The sequence below is a fragment of the Pedobacter sp. GQ55 genome (assembly GCF_059758925.1).
The window spans coordinates 936,716-953,974 of sequence record NZ_JCAXEI010000001.1; the positions used below are offsets into that span (position 1 = coordinate 936,716).

A 17,259-nucleotide genomic window follows, 5' to 3' on the forward strand; every position below is an offset into this window, starting at 1 on the left:
TTATTAGCTATTCATCGAAATTAAAAACTCTTCGTTCGATTTTGTGCCTTTTATCTGTGCCTGTACAAATTCCATAGCTTCCTGTGCATTCATATCAGCCAGGTGGTTACGTAAGATCCATACACGTTGTAAAGTGTCTCTGTCATGTAACAGATCGTCTCTACGCGTGCTCGATGCAGTAATATCGATAGCAGGGAAGATACGTTTGTTAGATAGTTTACGATCTAACTGTAGTTCCATGTTACCAGTACCTTTAAATTCTTCGAAGATCACCTCATCCATTTTAGAACCGGTATCTGTTAACGCAGTTGCAAGGATGGTTAAAGAGCCACCTTTTTCTATGTTACGTGCAGCACCAAAGAAACGTTTCGGTTTGTGTAATGCATTTGCATCCACACCACCAGAAAGGATTTTACCTGATGCAGGAGCAGTTGTGTTGTAAGCTCTGGCTAATCTGGTGATAGAATCTAGCAAGATTACTACATCATGACCGCATTCTACAAGACGTTTTGCTTTTTCAAGAACGATGTTGGCAATTTTAACGTGACGCTCTGCAGGCTCATCAAAAGTTGAAGCGATAACTTCAGCTCTTACACTTCTTGCCATATCAGTTACCTCTTCCGGGCGCTCGTCTATCAGTAATATGATCAGATAAACCTCAGGGTGATTTTTAGCAATTGCATTGGCTACCTCTTTAAGTAAATTGGTTTTACCTGTTTTAGGCTGCGCTACAATTAAACCACGTTGCCCTTTACCTATCGGGGTAAACAGGTCAATGATCCTGGTAGAATAGTTGTTGGTTTCTGTGAAAAGATTTAACCTTTCAGTAGGAAACAAAGGAGTAAGGTAGTCAAATGGAACACGGTCCCTAACATCAGCTGGTAACCGTCCGTTAATAGTTTCCACCCTTACCAGAGGGAAATACTTTTCGCCTTCCTTTGGAGGGCGGATACTTCCTTTTACTGTATCACCTGTTTTTAAACCAAATAGTTTGATTTGCGACTGAGACACATAAATGTCATCCGGAGAGGAAAGGTAATTGTAATCAGCAGATCTAAGGAAGCCATAGCCATCAGGCATGATTTCCAAAACACCTTCGTTGGTGATGGTATTATCAAAATCAAGATTTGAATAGCTATTCTCGTTTTGTTTTTGATGACCACCAACGTTAGGGCCTTTAGGCCTGTTTTCGTCTCTTTGAGGCTTATTGCCTTTTTTGTTTTCACCTGAAGGAACGTTTTGAGTAGGTGCAGCTACAGGGGCTGACTGAGCAGTTTCTGTAACTTCTGAAGGTGTTTCAGTAGCTTCAATCTGAGGCTCAGCCTCCGGTATGGCTACTTCTTCAGCGGCTTCTTCTGCGTATCGTTGTTCCGATCCAGGAAGCGGATCAAACAACGATGCCCTGTTGAAAGGTTTAGTTGTTGGGCCTTCTTCTTCCTTTGCAGGGATTCGGATTCTTTTACGGGTTGGTTTTTCAGCAGTACCAGTATCTTTTACAGTTTTCGCTTTACTGATTTTAGCTGGTGCTGCTACCTCAGTCACTTCAGCTGCAGGAGCGCCTGTTTCTTGTTCTGTTATTTGTGCAATAATTTCAACCAGTTCAGCCTTACGTAACTCATCGGCATTTAGTATGCCTTGAGTTTTTGCAATCTCACGCAATTCGGCTGTGAGTTTTTCATTTAATTCTGTTTTATTAAACATTATATGGGTGTAGAGAAATTTTTAAAAATAGAATTTACCAATTGAACAGAGCAGAAAATACGGCTATAAAAGATAGTAGAAGACAAAATTTTATTGGATTTTCTGGAATGATCAGATAAACTTTTAGAGAATTATGTTGCAATTGTATGTATTTGTAAACTAATCTCCAAGAAAAACTTAAAATTGTTTAAAATAATTTCATTCAAAAGTTTTTAAATAGGCATTAAATCACTGTTAAATTTGGCATCTTTGCACACAAAATTTACCCTCTGATGAATAAGAAGCAGTTATTTGAACAAATCAAAAGTAAGAAATCTTTTTTATGTGTTGGCCTTGATCCGGTTCTGGAAAATATTCCAAAACACTTATTAAAATACGAAAACCCTGTGTTGGAATTTAATAAGCAGATAATTGACGCAACTAAAGATCTGTGTGTAGCTTACAAACCTAACACTGCTTTTTATGAGTCGATGGGATTAAAGGGTTGGGGAACTTTAATTAAAACATGGCAATATATTCCTAAAGATATTTTTACAATTGCCGATGCAAAAAGAGGAGATATCGGGAACACTTCGGCCATGTATGCAGATGCTTTTTTTAATGAAGCCAAGTCCGATATGAGTTTTGATTCTATAACTGTTGCTCCTTATATGGGAAAGGATTCTGTTGGTCCGTTTCTGGAATATAAAGATAAATGGGTAATCCTTTTGGCTTTAACCTCAAATGCAGGTCATAGCGACTTCCAGTTACATGAAACGCCGGATGGTAAATTGTATGAAGAAGTGATTCGAATTTCTTCTCAGTGGGCAAGTAGTGAGCAATTGATGTACGTCGTAGGTGCTACGCGAGGTTCTGAGTTTGAAAATATAAGAAGATTGGCTCCCGATAATTTCTTATTGGTGCCGGGTATTGGCGCACAGGGTGGTAGCCTTGCCGATGTTTGTAATTATGGCTTAAATAAAGAATGTGGCTTACTCGTGAATTCTGCAAGAGCCATCATTTATGCGAGCAAAGGCGAGGACTTTGCTGATAAGGCAAGGGAAGAAGCTTTAAGCGTACAAAAAGAGATGGAGCAGATCTTACTCTCTGCGAAATTGATATGACCGCTAAAACTGACTTTAAATTAATATTTGCATTAATAGGTGTTGCTGTTGTTTGGGGGACAACATACCTGGGGATTCGTATTGCAGTAGAAACCATTCCTGCATGGTTTGTAGCCGCAATAAGACAAGGCTTTGCATCCTTAATTTTGATGGGGATACTGCTGAGTAAAAATGAATTGAAATGGAAAAACTGGCCTTATTTGAGAAGGCAGTTGCTGGTGTCTGTTTTAATGATTGTTGTTGCTAACGGAATGACTACTGTAGCAGAAGAAACCATACCTAGTGGATTAACATCGCTGATTAATGCACTAAGTCCTCTGGTTGTTTTTTTGGGAAGCGTACTGTTCGGTTTACAAAGGCCCAGCTTAAAAGGTTTTGTAGGTGTAATTATTGGCTTTTTGGGAGTAGCTTTTATTTTTAGAGCGGGTTTAGGCGATCTGTTAGATCCTAATTATAAAACGGGGATTATGTTTTTATGTTTTGCCGTTACGGGCTGGGCCTCTGGAACTATTTACACTAAAAAATACACCCTTAAAACAGATAATATTTTTCTTGATCTGTTCTATCAATTTGCATTCTCCGCTGTAATTCAGCTTGGACTTGCTTTTGGTTTCTCTGGAGATACACATATAGCTTCATGGAGTTTAAGGAGTTTAATGGCGGTAGGTTATCTGGCAATTTTTGGATCTGTTGTTGGGTATTTCTGTTATCATTATGCTTTAAAAAAGGTTACTGCTACCGAAGTATCTGTACTTTCTTATTTTAATACCGTTATTGCATTGTTTTTAGGTTGGTTGATTCTTGATGAAATTGTTACGTTTGACATCATTATTGCTACAGTCCTGATTATCCTGGGTGTGTTCATCACAAATTATAAAAAGCAAAAAATATAAGTTAGTACTTGTTTAAGTGAGTGTTTTTGAATTGCAAAGTTGATGTGATGGATGCGGACTTTAATTCCGCTCAAAACATTGCTTTGCTTGCTTGGTGCTGTTGTAAATCTGCCCGAAAGATGCGGGATGTATAGTTGTACTGTACATTATTGATGTCTAAAGCCCATCCCATCACAAAGTGTGGGTGGATAGTTTAGGTTAACAAAAGCACTGAGCATGTAAATGTTCAGCCCGGACGAAAATCTATTCAAAGCATATTCATAAACACCATTTGTGTGTTTTTCTTCGCTTATGGTAAGTATACAGATCAGCCCCAGTTTATGGATAGGGTACTTGATTTTTTAGATCGGGTTCCTGCTGAGGACAATATAATAATCACTAAATATTTAGATTCGGGGACAAAAGCACACAATGCTTTTATGTCTCAAGCGTTGTTACAACTAAATAAATATTACTGTACTCAAAAAAAATGCTTAAATTGTGGTATAGGAATTAAAATTTTAAAAGAAATAATATGTTCCAGCGCATTGTTACCTTTTTTGAAAAGCAAAGTTTCGGGGTGTGTACCTACCTTGCAGAGCGTTTAAATATGTCGATTAGTAAAATCCGGCTGTTCTTTATCTACTCTTCCTTTTTAGCGGTAGGTTTTCCGATTGTGTTTTATATTCTGGCAGCACTTGTTCTTGATGTAAGACACTATATCAAAAGGATTCGCCTGCGTATTTGGGATGTATAAATGATTTTAACTTTTTAAAGCTAAACTCGCAGAATTTCTGCGATTTCAGAGAAACCCTTTTCCTCAGCCAGATCGGCAGGCAGTTTGCCTCCTTCCATTCTGCTATTTACTTCAGCATTATGCTCTAGCAATAGAATAATTATTTCAATATCCCCTTGTTGGGCAGCCGCATGCAGAGGCGTAAAACCCGCTTGTTGTTTTACATTTATTATTGCCCCGGCATCGATCAGCATTTTGGTGATGTTGTAGCTTTTAATAGCTACTGCCGAGTGAATGGGATATACATTAAAACCATTGTTTGCAGGTATATTTACATCTGCTCCGCTTTCTATAAGAAATTTACAGATCTCCTCATTGGCAAAATAAGTAGCCAGGCCCAAGGGCGTAAAGCCATCAGCCGACAAAGCGTTTACTGAATCTGGGTTTTGAGCGACCAATTGGGTAGTAAGCTCATATTTGCCCAATGCGCAGGCTTCAAATATGGTGAGGTTTGCTACAAAACTTGCAATTAATAAAGCAACTCCAGGTTTTCTGTAATAGCATGCCAATAACGCCGGAGATATCCCGTGGCTTGTTTTTTGACTGGCAAGCTGCGGCTGTTTGGTTAAAAGATCTGATATCTCTTGTTTCTTATCGGCTTCGATTAAACTTTCAAGATGAGCAATGTCCATTGTTAAATTTAAATTAAAAATGCTTAATAAAATTAACAAACTTAGCTAAAAATGTTTTATCTAAAAAAAATCCCGCCTAGTGAAACACTAAACGGGATTACCCTAAAACAAAACTATATCTAAAAAATCAAAACTTAAACGCTTTGTATCTATGACTTTAATTAAGTGAGAAGGTTTAAAATACCTTAGGAATTTATTTTGAGAAGATGCATATTGTCTAAAAGTTTTTGAAGAAATAAACGTTTTTACCTTGAATAAATTTATTGAATTAGGCGATGTTTAGCGGTATTTGTAATATCTTAGCATAGATGGCAATAATATTATTTAAGTTTGTTGATTATTAATATTCGTAAGAAAAATGTCGGTAAGGGGAAACCAATTTAAGTCCAATTCTTTTAAAAATGATCAAGCTGATAAGCAGGGCTCCAGATCGCAAGGCACAAAGAAATTCAGGGAGAGATCAGAAATATTACCCCGTTTGGATTTTCAGAATGGGCGGGCGGTTAAGATCGTAGGCTTGTTTTTTGTCATTCTTTCACTATACTTTCTTATTGCTTTTACTTCATACTTATTTACCTGGCAAGAAGATCACAGTTATGTAATAGATGCAAATGGTGGCTGGAGTAATTTGTTTAAAACTTACGAGGAACTGCAGCAGGTAAATATTCCTCCGGTAGTGCAGAACTGGCTTGGCAAGATAGGTGCGTTGTTATCCCATCAATTTATTTACGAATGGTTTGGCCTGGCCTCTTTTCTTTTTGTATTTGTATTCTTTGTTATTGGATACAGATTGCTGTTTAAGGTAAAAATATTCGCCCTTGAAAAAACATTGGGTTATAGTCTTTTCTTTTTGTTGTTTATCTCTTTAACCTTTGGGTTTTGTCACGCTTTCTTTTCTAATGCCCCTCATTTTTTAGAGGGTGAGTTTGGCTACTGGACTAATAAATTGCTGACTGCCCAGATTGGGACTGCAGGAGTAGGAGTGCTAATTGCCTTTTTAGGGTTAACGATTTTAATAATTGCCTATAACATAGACTTTAAACTACCTCTGCGTAAACAGGATGGGGGAATTGTTCCTGAAACACCTGATAATATTGAGCTCGAAAACGAAATGCCCTCTGAGCCGGTTGAGTTTACACTGAATGATAAACTAGGTAACCAGCGTAAAAAAGAACAGAACATCGTTGTTACCCCATCAAGATTTGAAGAAAGAGAAGTTGAGGAGGAAAAACCCCCAGTATTTACGCAGGCAGTAAACGTTATGCATCCACCAGTAGTGCTTTCGCCAGCGGCTGATGAGCGACCTAAATCTCCTATTCTGGAGGTTCCTAAGGTTGAGCCGGAATTGACTATTGAAAAAACTGAAGAAGATAAGAAATCGGAAGAGCTTGTGGAGCAATTTGGCAATTATGATCCGACGCTGGATCTGGCCAGTTATAAATATCCTCATCTGGACTTGCTGGAAAACTATGGTTCCAATAAAATATCTGTTAATGCAGATGAGTTGGAAGCCAATAAGAATAAGATTGTTGAAACCTTAAATCATTATAACATCGAGATTGATAAGATTAAGGCTACGATAGGACCAACGGTTACGCTTTATGAAATTATTCCGGCACCTGGTGTCCGTATTTCGAAGATCAAAAATCTGGAGGATGATATTGCTTTAAGTTTAGCTGCTTTAGGCATACGTATTATTGCACCAATGCCTGGTAAAGGTACTATTGGAATTGAGGTGCCTAATATGCATCCGGAAATGGTTTCGATGAGAAGTATTCTGGCTACAGAGAAGTTTCAGCAAACTACGATGGATTTACCTATTGCACTTGGTAAAACCATTTCTAATGAGGTTTATATTGCTGACCTCTCTAAAATGCCTCACTTACTTGTTGCCGGGGCTACCGGTCAGGGTAAATCAGTAGGTATTAACTCTATTTTGGTCTCGTTACTTTATAAAAAACATCCTTCGCAACTTAAATTTGTGTTGGTTGATCCTAAAAAGGTTGAGTTAACCTTGTTTAATAAAATTGAGCGTCACTTTTTGGCAAAGCTACCAGGAGAAGCTGATGCCATTATTACGGATACCAAAAAGGTAATTAATACCTTAAATTCTCTTTGTATTGAAATGGATCAGCGTTATGATCTGTTAAAAGATGCACAGGTTAGGAATTTGAAGGAATACAATGAGAAATTCATTAAAAGAAAATTAAATCCGAATAACTCGCATAGATTTTTGCCGTATATAGTGCTGATTGTTGATGAGTTTGCAGATTTGATGATGACTGCAGGTAAAGAAGTGGAAACGCCTATTGCCCGATTGGCACAACTTGCACGCGCGGTTGGTATTCACCTTGTGCTTGCAACCCAACGTCCTTCAGTAAATATAATAACGGGTACTATAAAGGCAAATTTTCCGGCACGTTTGGCATTCAGGGTATTGTCTAAGATAGATTCAAGAACTATTTTGGATAGCGGTGGTGCTGATCAGTTAATTGGTAGGGGGGATATGCTATTGTCTACAGGAAATGACCTGATCAGGCTGCAGTGCGCATTTGTTGATACACCGGAGGTTGATAGGATCTCTGAATTTATTGGCGTTCAGCGTGGTTATCCGGAAGCTTATCAGCTGCCAGAATATATTGATGAAGCAGCAGAGTCAGCGAAGCTTGATTTTGATCCGAACGACAGAGATTCTATGTTCGAAGATGCCGCCAGGTTAATTGTTATGCATCAGCAAGGTTCTACATCTTTAATACAAAGAAAATTGAAACTTGGCTATAATAGAGCAGGCCGTATTATAGATCAACTTGAAGCTGCAGGAGTGGTTGGCCCATTTGAAGGAAGTAAGGCAAGGGAAGTTTTAATACCCGATGATTACGCTTTGGAACAGTTCTTGAATGAGCTTAATAAATAATTAAAGAACATGATGAAGAAGATAGTGTTGTTGATGTTTGTGTTGGGAGTTACCTTGTCCTCTTACGCTCAAACCGATGCCAAGGCAAAAGCCATATTAGCAGAGGTTAGTAAAAAATACCGTTTATACGATGTTGTTAAAGCCGATTTCACTTTTACAGTAGATAATCAACAAGCAAAAATTAAAGAAACGCAGCAAGGTACCTTGTATGCTAAGGCTAGGGCCAATAAATACAAGGTTGCCATGACCAATCAGGATTTAATAAGTGATGGAAAAAGCCAGTGGACTTATTTGAAAGATGATAAAGAAGTACAACTTACAAATGTTGACAACAGCGATGATGTAATAAACCCTGCAAAGATTTTTACACTTTATGAAAAGGGGTACAAATATTTGTATACAGGAGATAGTAAGGTTGGTGGAAAGGTTTATCAAATGATTGACTTATCGCCGATAGATACTAAAAAATCTTTTTTCAAGATTCGTTTAAGTATTGATAAGGTAGCAAAACAGATTTCTAATGTACTGATCTTTGATAAGAACGGAAACAAGTATGCCTATTCTATAAAATCTTTTGTGCCTAATGTTAAGGTTCCTGAATCTACATTTGCTTTTGATGCTAAGAAGTATCCGGGTGTAGAGGTGGTTGACTTGAGGTAAGATTGTATTTTTTTAACAATTTTTTCTAAGTTTGGTGTTATGACAGTAACTCCTCTATTTTGAAGATCACGATTTTAGGAACAGGCACTTCGCAAGGTATTCCTGTTATCGCATGTAATTGCATAGTTTGTCGGTCTGCCGATCATAAAGATAAGCGTTTAAGGGTATCTGTACTGATAGAAACAGGCGATAGGACCATTGTTATTGATAGCGGACCAGATTTCAGATACCAGATGCTTAGGGCAAATGTAAAAGATCTGGATGCTATTTTGTTTACTCATGAGCATAAAGATCATGTTGCAGGCTTGGATGACATCAGGCCATTTAATTATTTGCTGAAAAAGAATATCGAGATATATGCAACAGAACGTGTTCAGCATACTTTAAAAAAGGAATTTTCTTACATTTTTGCTGAAGCACACTATCCCGGTTTACCACAAATTGATTTAAATACCATAGCTTACGAGGCTTTTCCTGTTGGCGAGACAACAATAGTACCTCTGGATATAATGCATTATAAGCTTCCGATATTGGGATTCAGGATAAATGATTTTGTTTATATCACAGATGCAAAAACTATTTCTGAAGAAACAATTGCTAAAATAGAAGGTGCTAAGATACTCGTTGTAAATGCTTTGCAGAAGGAACAGCATATATCACATTTCACATTAGATGAAGCAATTGCTTTTGCACAGAAGATAGGGGCGGAGGAGACGTATTTTACGCATATAAGCCATAATATGGGACTTCATGAGGTTGTTGAAAAAGAATTGCCAGATAATATTAAATTAGCCTACGATGGGTTAACATTATATTGCGAATAAATATATATTTGCAGCAAGATACCCGGGTGGCGAAATTGGTAGACGCGCCAGCTTGAGGGGCTGGTGCTGGCAACGGCGTGGCAGTTCGAATCTGCTCCCGGGTACTGTTCTAAGTATGCATGCTTAGGGTATAAACCGGACTTTGAACATAAAAAGTCCGGTTTTTTTGTGTAAAATCGGCCTTAAAAGCTATCTCAGCCTTGTTCAAAGTATTCCTGCTCATGGTCAGTCTGGTAGAGGGGGAAGAGGAGATTAGCTTAGAACACTTGTTGCGGCTTCAAGCCCCAAACGTCATTTTGACTTACTATATTTCGATTTCGATTAATTCCACGCTTTACGGAATGCCCAGATTTGCATAGTTAATTAAAAAAGAAATTATGCAAAAGACAATTTTTATCACTGGGGCCTCATCTGGGCTGGGCAAGGCAACAGTTAAATTATTTCAGGCAAAAGGCTGGAACGTTATTGCAACGATGCGAAATCCTGAAAAGGAAAACGAATTAAAAGAGCTTCCAAACGTAACCTTGGTGAAATTGGATGTTATTGATGGTGCGGCAATTCAAAAAACAGTTTCGACTATTTTACAATCCCATGCTGTGGATGTTGTGCTGAACAATGCCGGTTACGGTCTGATAGGCCCCGGACAGCTATTGAAAATGCAAGACGAAGAGGCAGATTATAATGGGATGGCACTTCACATCCATCCCGATTTTATTCGACATTATTCATTAAATACACAGATCAAACAATATGGTTTTTTCGGCTACTCAGCAGCCGAAGCTCTTTATCTTTCCGAGAAGGAAAAAGCAACCATTCTGAGTATTTACAGATTTATTCAGGAGGAGCTGAGCGAACGCATTGATAAATTCAGTCAGGATGTAATCATTTCACAAATTGAACTTCTGCTCAATTATTCCAACCGCTTTTATGATCGGCAATTCCTAACCCGAAAGGCTGTAAACAATGATATTCTTTCCAGATTGGAAGAACTTTTGAAAAACTATTTTATAGATAATAAACTACTCATTAAGGGACTGCCGACCGTAAATTCAGTAGCAGAAAATCTTAATGTTACGCCACGTTACCTGAGCGATCTATTACGGAATCTTATCGGGTTGAATACCCAGCACTTAATCCACGAAAAAGTGATAGAAAAGGCAAAGGAATATCTGGCTAAGGATGAACTGACCATTGCTGAAATTGCATATCATTTGGGATTTGAACATCCGCAATCCTTCAATAAACTCTTTAAAAGTAAAACTTCGTTCTCCCCTTCAGACTATAAGAAGAGCTTGCAAAATTAATTTATAAAATTGTTTGCTTAGCTTGACAAAGGTATATTCAAAAGGATCAGCATTAGTTTTTGGAGAAAATGATCTAAACCAGACAAATTCTGAAATGAATGTTTCAGATAATTTTTATCTTTGCACCTGAATCATGGCGAGAAATGTTGAATTTGACGAACAGTTGGCGGTTTCCAAGGCAATGGATGTCTTTTGGAGGAAAGGCTATAATGGCACCACAATGCGTGATCTGACCGAGGCTATGGGCATCAATAGCAGCAGCCTTTATAATACCATTGGCGACAAGCACGAACTTTTTATCCGCAGTATAAAGCATTATACCGAGACCAGAATGAAAGAAGCCTTAAAGCAACTGGAGCCTATCAAATCTCCAATAAAGGCGATCGAAAAGTTTATCCAATCCTCGGTTTATGTTATTACGAACGAACCCAATAGTTGTTTGGCCATTAAAACTACTTTTGAGGTAGCTGCTACCGACGAGCAGGTGCAAAAAATCATCAAGGTCGATAATGATTTTACCTATAATCTTTTGAACGGTTTGGTGGAAAAAGCAATCCAAAAAGGAGAAATAACGGTAAGCCAGGACGCAGCTATGCTGACGGACTATATCATCAATCACTTTAGTGGCTGGCACGAATTTTTTATCATCCATAAAGACAAAACTCGCATCAAGAATATGGCGGCGTTCCTGATCAAACAAATCAACCAATAATTTTTTTGCCAAAATCTGAAACAAACGTTTTAAAATTATGAATATATTAAAAGAGTACAAAGAGTATTTCTGGGCAAATGAAAAACCAGAAGTAGTGGAAATAGGCGAAGCAAACTATGTCGCTATTCTTGGAGAAGGAAGCCCCGGAACGGCTCTTTTCTATAAAAAGAAAGCTGCTGTCAAAGAATTTGTTGCTGTATTAGAGCAACATTATGCCGCAATAGATTTGGCATTTTCGAGCAGCGTGGTAGAAATATTCTACTGGTTTGATGAGGAAGAAGTGGGATATGTAGATATCGGAAATTTCTATACAACGGTAGATTTAGATTTGCTGAAGTACCGTATTGCGATCCGTATTCCTGACTTTGTAAAAGCGGAAGCCATTCAAGAGATTGGGCAAACAAGCGAGCTCCCTTTCGCAAAAGACTTTGAACACTTTACCTACACGGCAGGAACCTGTGTACAGCTTTTGCACAAGGGTCCTTTTTCCGGAGAATTGCAAACGCTGCCCATACTCCAAAAATTTGCTACGGAGAATGGATTTAAAAAATCTGGAATGCACCACGAAATCCACTTGACCCACTTTGAATTGGGACAAAATCAGGCGCATCTGCAGACCATCCTGCGTGACCCGGTGACAAAACAACACTAAATTTTTTAAATAAATCTGAAACAAATGTTTCAATAATTACAATCAATAATGGGAAAATCAAATAATGAGTTATCGGGCAAGATAGCCCTGGTTACAGGTGGAACAAAAGGAATTGGAAAAGCCATAGCAGATAAGCTGGCAGCCAATGGGGCAACAGTTGTGGTAACGGCACGAAAACCATCCGAAGAAGAAAGCGGACATCATTTTATAGCGGCCGATCTGACCCACAGTAGCAATATAGCGGAACTGACAGGTAAAATCATCGAAAAATACGGAACGGTGGATATCCTGATCAACAATGTGGGCGGTACTTCCTCTCCGGCAGGAGGTTTCCAGATGCTCAGCGACGACGACTGGAACAGTGATATCGAACTCAATCTTTTAGCTTCTATACGGCTTGATAAAGCTATGGTTCCAAAGATGATCGAAAAGAACTCGGGAGTAGTAATCCATATTTCCTCACTGAATGGCAAGATACCCTTGTACCAGTCCAATTTCTCTTATGGTATAATGAAATCGGCTTTAAATGCTTACAGTAAAACCCTTGCCAATGAAGTTGCCAAACACGGTGTTCGGGTAAATACAGTTTCCCCGGGCATGGTCAAAACAACAGCTATGGAAACTTTTTTGGAAAGCTATGCAAAGACCATTAACAAAACCGTAGCAGAAGCTTCACAACAGCTTATGGATAGCCTGGGCGGGGTGCCGATGAACCGTTTGGCCGAACCAGAAGAAATTGCGAATATGGTTGCTTTTTTGGTATCCGATGGCGCCAGTTATATCACGGGAGCCAATATGCTTGTTGATGGCGGGACATTTCCAGCTGTTTAATTACCGGGTAGTTTAACAATAGAAAAAAATAATAAGATCGGGAACATTGGTTTCGACAGGTCATTCAATTTAAAAAAGATAAAATGGAAAAAGAACTTATAGGCAAAGTGGCCCTGGTAACTGGCGGAACAAAGGGCATAGGCAGGGCAATCGCCGAAAGGTTGTCGAATGCTGGTGCAATCGTAATTGTAACGGCAAGAACCCGCCCTATAGAAACGCAAACAAAACATCATTTCATCGCCGCAGATCTGACTATTGCTGGTGAAACCGACAAGGTTGTTAATGAGGTCAATGAAAAATTTGGATCAATCGATATTCTTGTCAATAATATGGGTGGTTCTACCAGTCCTTCGGGTGGGTTTGGAGCCCTTACCGATGAACATTGGGAGAGTGACCTGCAATTAAACCTTCAATCTGCCGTACGCATAGACAGGGCAATATTGCCGCAGATGGTGGAAAAGAAAAGCGGTGTCATCGTCCATATTTCTTCAGTCACAGGCACCCTTCCGGTATATCAATCATTGGGCGGTTATGCCGTAGCCAAAGCTGCCCTGAACAATTACAGCAAAAGTTTGTCGAAAGAGTTTAGCTCAAAAGGGATAAGGGTCGCCACGGTCTCTCCGGGAATGGTAAAGACAGATACCATGGATGGCTACCTTCAATCACTGGCCGAAACATCAGGTTTGAACGTAGCACAGGTAACACAAAATTTGATGGATAGCCTCGGCGGTATTCCTTTGGGAAGGATGGCTCTGCCGGAGGAAATAGCAGAACTGGTTGGCTTTTTGGTCTCTCCAAAAGCATCCTATATCACAGGGGTAAATTACATTATTGACGGAGGATCAAATCCATCATTATAATGCTTAAACCCTAAATAATATAAGAATATGGACAAAAAGAAAAATAAGCTTCTGATTTATGGTGCAACCGGATATACTGGAAAAATCATTGCAGCGAGAGCAAAGGAGTTAAATATTGATTTTGAGATTGCAGGGCGGGAACCCGATAAAACCCGAAAATTGGCAGAAGAATTAGCGGTTGGCTATCACATTTTTGATGTAGATACCCAGTACGCTTGGAAAAAAGCATTAGAAGGTAAACAGGCTTTAATCAATGCAGCTGGCCCATTTAAATTTACTGCCGAACAGGCGATGAAAGCCTGCCTGAAAGCTGGCGTTCACTATCTGGATATCAGTGCGGAGTTGGAGACCTACCGATTGGCGCAATCGCTGGACGGAGAAGCTCGGGAAGCTGGAGTACAGTTGATATCAGGTGCGGGACTTTTTGTAAGCTATGACGCCTTGGTGGTGCATCTTTCAAAATTAGTGGCAGAACCTCAATATCTGAAAGTGGGTTTCCGACATTACGGCGGTTTTTCCAGAGGGTCAGTTTTAAGCAGTAAGAACATCGCTGACCTGGGCATATTGATTCGTAGAAATGGTGAAATTATTGATAATCCTGACCCACAGTCGAAAATATTTTCATTTGGTCAAGAGGACGTTGAATGTATGCCAACGCCCCTGGGAGGAATTATCCTGAGTTATAAATCCACGGGAATTCCAAATATCGAAGAGTTTTTTTCCTTGAAACTGCCCGCCACAGAACTTCAGGATTTAACTTCCGAAAACCTGCCCGATGGACCGACCAAGGAAGAACGTGCAGCAGGGAGAAATGGAATTTCAGCTGAGCTTACAGGCAAAGACGGGGAAGTAGTAAAAGCTTATGTAGATGCCCCTTCGGGATATGACCTTACACCGCTTTCGGTAGTAGCTGTAGTGCATCGTATCTTAAATGGCGACTTTAAAGTAGGCTATCAATCACCTGGCTCGGCATATGGTGAGGATATCATTAAAGATATTCCTGATACTTATTTAATCGAGAATAATGTCTAACAAAAAAATCAAATTTAAAGATGAGCAGCGAACAACAGATCCAAAACTTAATTGCCCGGTACACGCATTATGTAGATCAAGCCAAATTCGATAAGGTTGGAGACTTATTTGCCAACGGGAAAATCATATCCCCAGGTAATATGATGGAAGGTAAAGATGAGGTGGTTAGCCAATTGAGCAAAAATTTGCAGGTCTATGCTGACGGGACTCTTCGAACGGCGCACCTGACTACCAACACGGTTTTGGATATTCAGGAAGATGCAAATGAGGCTACGGCGGTATCCTATCTTTCCATTTTACAAGCTGATGCCGAAAGAGGACTTTCTTTACAACCAATTGCCGTGGGGCGTTACCATGATACCTTTAAGCGTGTGGATGGACGATGGGAATTTTCGGTCAGGGAACTCATCATCACGTTGGCAGGAGATCTTTCACACCACGCAGCACCAAATACCATCGACCCTCAGACAATCGAAAACAGAGGGAAGTAAACTGTTTGAAAGCATAGATAAAATGTTCGTCAAAATGGCAACGAAACCTTCCGTTTTAACGAACTTAAACCTCACAGTTTAGTTCATCCTTGTATTAACATAAATTAATAACAATGAGTTACTGCGACTATATACCTATGATGAAGGAACCAGGCCGAAGCCTTCACCAGAATTATCATGACAATCATTACGGATTTCCTATTCATGATGACAATGAGCTTTTCGGTCGCTTGATTATGGAAATAAATCAAGCGGGGCTGAGCTGGGAAACTATCCTTAAAAAAGAGGAAAACTTACGTAAAGCCTATGATAGTTTTGACATCAAGAAAGTGGCAGCCTATATCGAGAAAGACCGTGAACGATTACTGAACGACCCTGGAATTATCCGTAACAAGCTTAAGGTTAATGCAGCGATTGAAAACGCAAAAACCATTTTACTATTGCAAAATGAATATGGCAGTTTTGAAAAATGGCTGGAGCACCATCACCCAAAAACCAAAGAAGAATGGGTAAAACTGTTCAAAAAAACATTCCGTTTTACGGGTGGTGAAATCGTAAATGAATTCCTAATGAGCATTGGCTATTTTCCCGGAGCTCATTCTCCATCCTGCCCAGTACATATGGCTATATTAAAAACAAATCCAATGTGGGCAAAACAATAGTAATAATATGAATATTGAAACATTTATCGAAAATTGGATTGCTGCCAGCAATGCATTCGATATTGAAAAATATCTTAGCTTTTATCAGCGCGAAGCTGTTTTAGATGATCCATCGGTAGGCCGGAAATTTGAAGGGCATAAGGGAATTAAACAATATTTTGATAGCTACTTTATCGGATACAATACACTTACCAAGCAGGTAAAGCTTAAGGTAATTGATGAAGAAAATACGCATCTTGAAGTTCAGTTTACAGGAAATTTTCCTGAAGGTAAAATTGGAGGTACGTTTGATTTTAAATTCAAGGAAGGCAAGATAGCTTTTGTAAGAGCAGATTTAATTCAATAATGAAAACAATAAGAATATGGATATAGATAATTTTGACCAAATCATTCGTCGCTCTGTGGAAATTAGAAAAAAATACCATGAACTGGAGCTGTTACACCATGGGAGTGAATGGACTGTAGAAGAAGATGCTCTAGCTTATTTAACCGATGCGGGATTGGTCGGACGTAACATTATGTCGCAACAAAAACGTTGGCCCAAAGCTGGTTCTGAAGCAGAATTGGAACATAAACTTGGCGAAAGCATTTGGTGGCTGATTGTGCTGGCAGAGCGTTCTGGGATTGACATTAGGGAGGCTATTGGTGAATTTTTAGACAAGAGGGATGTTGCATTGAAGTAGAACCGAGAGAGAATAAATAAAGTGATTTAGCATTTAGGGCAACTGAAGGAGTACGAAATACCATTAACGGCATTTGCCAACTTTTTTGTTCTATTATAATCTGGTCAAGGTGATCTAGTCGAAAATCACCTTGATTTTTGACACCAGATTAAATGAATTTTTTTCTTTCCAAATCCTCGATTATAGGTTCAATAAGCAATAAAAAGCGATTTAAATGTTCAAAGTATTCCTGCTGATCGGTACAGCCGGACTTTGAGCTCTTCAAAGTCCGGTTTTTTAGTTCAAAATCATTGTTTTCAACTACCTCAGCATTGTTCAAAGTATTCCTGCTAACGGTCCAGTCTGGTAATGGGGTAAGAGGAGATTAGCTTAGAACTATTTTAATCTGGTAGGCATCTAATCTTTTTTTTCGAACATATTACTTCATAGCATACCTTCCGCGACGTATATTACATTTCTTATCACCCATACATTTCATACTCAAGCACTCTTACCTTACCTACCCTGAGCAACACAAATTCTACACACTG

Annotated in this window: 18 protein-coding genes, 1 tRNA gene and 1 pseudogene; 18 read left to right on the forward strand and 2 right to left on the reverse strand. The window is 39.0% G+C overall.

The window, feature by feature from the left end; translation table 11 throughout:
- Positions 1 to 3 precede the first annotated feature (3 nt).
- Positions 4 to 1,701, reverse strand: a complete 1,698-nt coding sequence (gene rho, locus AC6CH7_RS03865) for a transcription termination factor Rho (RefSeq protein WP_498261426.1) — start codon at positions 1,699 to 1,701, stop codon at positions 4 to 6.
- Positions 1,702 to 1,973: 272 nt separating this feature from the next.
- Between rho and pyrF the strand changes: the two genes are divergently transcribed.
- The 4 genes and pseudogenes from pyrF (at position 1,974) to AC6CH7_RS03885 (ending at position 4,433) form a co-directional block, all read left to right on the forward strand.
- Complete coding sequence (gene pyrF, locus AC6CH7_RS03870) at positions 1,974 to 2,804, forward strand: orotidine-5'-phosphate decarboxylase (RefSeq protein WP_498261427.1); 831 nt, start codon at positions 1,974 to 1,976, stop codon at positions 2,802 to 2,804.
- Complete coding sequence (locus AC6CH7_RS03875) at positions 2,801 to 3,697, forward strand: DMT family transporter (protein WP_498261428.1); 897 nt, start codon at positions 2,801 to 2,803, stop codon at positions 3,695 to 3,697. The genes pyrF and AC6CH7_RS03875 overlap by 4 nt, the downstream gene beginning before the upstream one ends.
- A gap of 212 nt (positions 3,698 to 3,909) precedes the next feature.
- Positions 3,910 to 4,284: pseudogene (locus tag AC6CH7_RS03880) on the forward strand (DUF2851 family protein); the annotation flags it as partial.
- Complete coding sequence (locus tag AC6CH7_RS03885) at positions 4,212 to 4,433, forward strand: PspC domain-containing protein (protein ID WP_048904402.1); 222 nt, start codon at positions 4,212 to 4,214, stop codon at positions 4,431 to 4,433. The pseudogene AC6CH7_RS03880 and the gene AC6CH7_RS03885, both read left to right, overlap by 73 nt.
- A gap of 20 nt (positions 4,434 to 4,453) precedes the next feature.
- On the opposite strand, the gene AC6CH7_RS03890 is transcribed toward AC6CH7_RS03885, so the two are convergent.
- The gene (locus AC6CH7_RS03890) at positions 4,454 to 5,104 is read right to left on the reverse strand and encodes an ankyrin repeat domain-containing protein (protein ID WP_498261429.1); all 651 of its coding nucleotides are present in this window, start codon (positions 5,102 to 5,104) and stop codon (positions 4,454 to 4,456) included.
- Positions 5,105 to 5,462: 358 nt separating this feature from the next.
- On the opposite strand from AC6CH7_RS03890, the gene AC6CH7_RS03895 reads away from it, so the two are divergent.
- The 14 genes from AC6CH7_RS03895 to AC6CH7_RS03960 all read left to right on the forward strand — a co-directional run bounded on the left by AC6CH7_RS03895 (position 5,463) and on the right by AC6CH7_RS03960 (position 16,729).
- Positions 5,463 to 8,018 carry an FtsK/SpoIIIE family DNA translocase gene (locus tag AC6CH7_RS03895; RefSeq protein ID WP_498261430.1) on the forward strand — a complete coding sequence of 852 codons (2,556 nt, stop codon included), beginning with the start codon at positions 5,463 to 5,465 and terminating at the stop codon, positions 8,016 to 8,018.
- 9 nt (positions 8,019 to 8,027) lie between these two features.
- Positions 8,028 to 8,678, forward strand: a complete 651-nt coding sequence (gene lolA1 / locus AC6CH7_RS03900) for an outer membrane lipoprotein periplasmic chaperone LolA1 (RefSeq protein WP_498261431.1) — start codon at positions 8,028 to 8,030, stop codon at positions 8,676 to 8,678.
- Positions 8,679 to 8,737: 59 nt separating this feature from the next.
- A complete protein-coding gene (locus tag AC6CH7_RS03905; protein ID WP_498261432.1) occupies positions 8,738 to 9,502 on the forward strand; it encodes an MBL fold metallo-hydrolase in 765 nt (254 codons plus the stop codon).
- A gap of 20 nt (positions 9,503 to 9,522) precedes the next feature.
- Positions 9,523 to 9,606, forward strand: a tRNA-Leu gene (locus AC6CH7_RS03910).
- Between the two features lie 273 nt (positions 9,607 to 9,879).
- Positions 9,880 to 10,806, forward strand: a complete 927-nt coding sequence (locus AC6CH7_RS03915; RefSeq protein WP_498261433.1) for a helix-turn-helix domain-containing protein — start codon at positions 9,880 to 9,882, stop codon at positions 10,804 to 10,806.
- A gap of 133 nt (positions 10,807 to 10,939) precedes the next feature.
- Entirely contained in the window at positions 10,940 to 11,518 is a 579-nt protein-coding gene (locus AC6CH7_RS03920; protein WP_498261434.1) for a TetR/AcrR family transcriptional regulator, read from the forward strand.
- A 37-nt stretch (positions 11,519 to 11,555) separates the two neighbouring features.
- Positions 11,556 to 12,170 (forward strand): hypothetical protein, encoded by a 615-nt coding sequence (locus tag AC6CH7_RS03925; protein WP_498261435.1) that lies wholly within the window; start codon positions 11,556 to 11,558, stop codon positions 12,168 to 12,170.
- A gap of 48 nt (positions 12,171 to 12,218) precedes the next feature.
- Positions 12,219 to 13,001, forward strand: a complete 783-nt coding sequence (locus AC6CH7_RS03930) for an SDR family oxidoreductase (RefSeq protein WP_498261436.1) — start codon at positions 12,219 to 12,221, stop codon at positions 12,999 to 13,001.
- Positions 13,002 to 13,084: 83 nt separating this feature from the next.
- Positions 13,085 to 13,861, forward strand: a complete 777-nt coding sequence (locus AC6CH7_RS03935; RefSeq protein ID WP_498261437.1) for an SDR family oxidoreductase — start codon at positions 13,085 to 13,087, stop codon at positions 13,859 to 13,861.
- 27 nt (positions 13,862 to 13,888) lie between these two features.
- Positions 13,889 to 14,893, forward strand: a complete 1,005-nt coding sequence (locus AC6CH7_RS03940; RefSeq protein ID WP_498261438.1) for a saccharopine dehydrogenase family protein — start codon at positions 13,889 to 13,891, stop codon at positions 14,891 to 14,893.
- Between the two features lie 20 nt (positions 14,894 to 14,913).
- Positions 14,914 to 15,384 carry a nuclear transport factor 2 family protein gene (locus AC6CH7_RS03945; RefSeq protein WP_498261439.1) on the forward strand — a complete coding sequence of 157 codons (471 nt, stop codon included), beginning with the start codon at positions 14,914 to 14,916 and terminating at the stop codon, positions 15,382 to 15,384.
- Between the two features lie 113 nt (positions 15,385 to 15,497).
- Positions 15,498 to 16,046 carry a DNA-3-methyladenine glycosylase I gene (locus AC6CH7_RS03950; RefSeq protein ID WP_498261440.1) on the forward strand — a complete coding sequence of 183 codons (549 nt, stop codon included), beginning with the start codon at positions 15,498 to 15,500 and terminating at the stop codon, positions 16,044 to 16,046.
- Positions 16,047 to 16,053: 7 nt separating this feature from the next.
- The gene (locus AC6CH7_RS03955) at positions 16,054 to 16,392 is read left to right on the forward strand and encodes a nuclear transport factor 2 family protein (protein WP_498261441.1); all 339 of its coding nucleotides are present in this window, start codon (positions 16,054 to 16,056) and stop codon (positions 16,390 to 16,392) included.
- A gap of 16 nt (positions 16,393 to 16,408) precedes the next feature.
- Positions 16,409 to 16,729, forward strand: a complete 321-nt coding sequence (locus tag AC6CH7_RS03960) for a MazG-like protein (RefSeq protein WP_498261442.1) — start codon at positions 16,409 to 16,411, stop codon at positions 16,727 to 16,729.
- The last annotated feature ends 530 nt before the right edge of the window (positions 16,730 to 17,259 follow it).

Coding starts and splice junctions, on each gene's coding strand:
- rho (WP_498261426.1), bottom strand. CDS start 1,701: ATGTTTAATAAAACAGAATTAAATGAAAAACTCACAGCCGAATTGCGT.
- pyrF (WP_498261427.1), top strand. CDS start 1,974: ATGAATAAGAAGCAGTTATTTGAACAAATCAAAAGTAAGAAATCTTTT.
- AC6CH7_RS03875 (WP_498261428.1), top strand. CDS start 2,801: ATGACCGCTAAAACTGACTTTAAATTAATATTTGCATTAATAGGTGTT.
- AC6CH7_RS03885 (WP_048904402.1), top strand. CDS start 4,212: ATGTTCCAGCGCATTGTTACCTTTTTTGAAAAGCAAAGTTTCGGGGTG.
- AC6CH7_RS03890 (WP_498261429.1), bottom strand. CDS start 5,104: ATGGACATTGCTCATCTTGAAAGTTTAATCGAAGCCGATAAGAAACAA.
- AC6CH7_RS03895 (WP_498261430.1), top strand. CDS start 5,463: ATGTCGGTAAGGGGAAACCAATTTAAGTCCAATTCTTTTAAAAATGAT.
- lolA1 (WP_498261431.1), top strand. CDS start 8,028: ATGATGAAGAAGATAGTGTTGTTGATGTTTGTGTTGGGAGTTACCTTG.
- AC6CH7_RS03915 (WP_498261433.1), top strand. CDS start 9,880: ATGCAAAAGACAATTTTTATCACTGGGGCCTCATCTGGGCTGGGCAAG.
- AC6CH7_RS03920 (WP_498261434.1), top strand. CDS start 10,940: ATGGCGAGAAATGTTGAATTTGACGAACAGTTGGCGGTTTCCAAGGCA.
- AC6CH7_RS03925 (WP_498261435.1), top strand. CDS start 11,556: ATGAATATATTAAAAGAGTACAAAGAGTATTTCTGGGCAAATGAAAAA.
- AC6CH7_RS03930 (WP_498261436.1), top strand. CDS start 12,219: ATGGGAAAATCAAATAATGAGTTATCGGGCAAGATAGCCCTGGTTACA.
- AC6CH7_RS03935 (WP_498261437.1), top strand. CDS start 13,085: ATGGAAAAAGAACTTATAGGCAAAGTGGCCCTGGTAACTGGCGGAACA.
- AC6CH7_RS03940 (WP_498261438.1), top strand. CDS start 13,889: ATGGACAAAAAGAAAAATAAGCTTCTGATTTATGGTGCAACCGGATAT.
- AC6CH7_RS03945 (WP_498261439.1), top strand. CDS start 14,914: ATGAGCAGCGAACAACAGATCCAAAACTTAATTGCCCGGTACACGCAT.
- AC6CH7_RS03950 (WP_498261440.1), top strand. CDS start 15,498: ATGAGTTACTGCGACTATATACCTATGATGAAGGAACCAGGCCGAAGC.
- AC6CH7_RS03955 (WP_498261441.1), top strand. CDS start 16,054: ATGAATATTGAAACATTTATCGAAAATTGGATTGCTGCCAGCAATGCA.
- AC6CH7_RS03960 (WP_498261442.1), top strand. CDS start 16,409: ATGGATATAGATAATTTTGACCAAATCATTCGTCGCTCTGTGGAAATT.